This window comes from Mediterraneibacter sp. NSJ-151 (assembly GCF_022487435.1).
Lineage (GTDB): Bacteria > Bacillota > Clostridia > Lachnospirales > Lachnospiraceae > Schaedlerella > Schaedlerella hominis.
In genome coordinates this window covers 1-1214 of the sequence record NZ_JAKVPP010000031.1, presented here as the reverse complement: position 1 = coordinate 1214, position 1214 = coordinate 1, and the positions used below count along the sequence as shown (strand labels likewise).

Annotated in this window: 1 rRNA gene; it reads left to right on the top strand. The window is 50.2% G+C overall.

The window, feature by feature from the left end:
* Positions 1–1214 (top strand): 23S ribosomal RNA (locus tag LQE94_RS16110); the annotation flags it as partial.

Below are 1214 nucleotides of genomic sequence, written 5' to 3'. Positions count from 1 at the left end.
AGTCTAGCAGAATGGTTTTGGGAAAGCCAGCCAGAGAGGGTGAAAGCCCCGTAAGCGAAAGACGAGTTGACATGGCGGTATCCAGAGTACCACGAGACACGAGAAACCTTGTGGGAATGAGCGGGGACCACCCCGTAAGGCTAAATACTTCTTAGTGACCGATAGCGCATAGTACTGTGAAGGAAAGGTGAAAAGGACCCCGGGAGGGGAGTGAAAGAGAACCTGAAACCATATGTTTACAAGCTGTGGAACATCTTTATATGATGAACCGCGTACTTTTTGTAGAACGGTCCGGCGAGTTACGCTGGCTGGCGAGGTTAAGCACTTAAGGTGTGGAGCCGAAGGGAAACCAAGTCTGAACAGGGCGTGAAGTCAGTCAGAGTAGACCCGAAACCGGGTGATCTATCCATGTCCAGGTTGAAGTTGCCGTAAAAGGCAATGGAGGACCGAACCCACATCCGTTGAAAAGGGTGGGGATGAGGTGTGGATAGGGGAGAAATTCCAATCGAACCCGGAGATAGCTGGTTCTCCTCGAAATAGCTTTAGGGCTAGCCTCATACGAGTCTTGCGGAGGTAGAGCACTGAATTCTTAAGGGGGCGTCAAAGCTTACTAAGAGATATCAAACTCCGAATGCCGCGTAGATGATGTATGGGAGTCAGACTGCACGAGATAAGTTGGGTAGTCAAAAGGGAAAGAGCCCAGACCTACAGCTAAGGTCCCAAAATGTGTGTTAAGTGGAAAAGGATGTGGGATTTCGAAGACAACTAGGATGTTGGCTCAGAAGCAGCCATCCATTAAAAGAGTGCGTAATAGCTCACTAGTCGAGAGGTCCTGCGCCGAAAATGTCCGGGGCTGAAACACACTACCGAAGCTTAGGAATTAACGAATGTTAATTGGTAGAGGAGCATTCTTAAAGAGACGAAGCTGTACCGGAAGGAGCAGTGGATTTTTAAGAAGAGAGAATGCCGGAATGAGTAGCGAGAGGAAGGTGAGAATCCTTCCGGCCGAATATCTAAGGTTTCCAGCGTAAAGCTGATCTGCGCTGGGTAAGTCGGGGCCTAAGGCGAGGTCGAAAGACGTAGTCGATGGATAACAGGTTGAAATTCCTGTACTATGATATAACAGAACTGTGGGGACGCAGGGAGAGAGCGCGAGCCGGGAACGGAAAGCCCGGCGCAAGCGAGGTACCGGTCTGTCAGGAAAATCCGGCAGG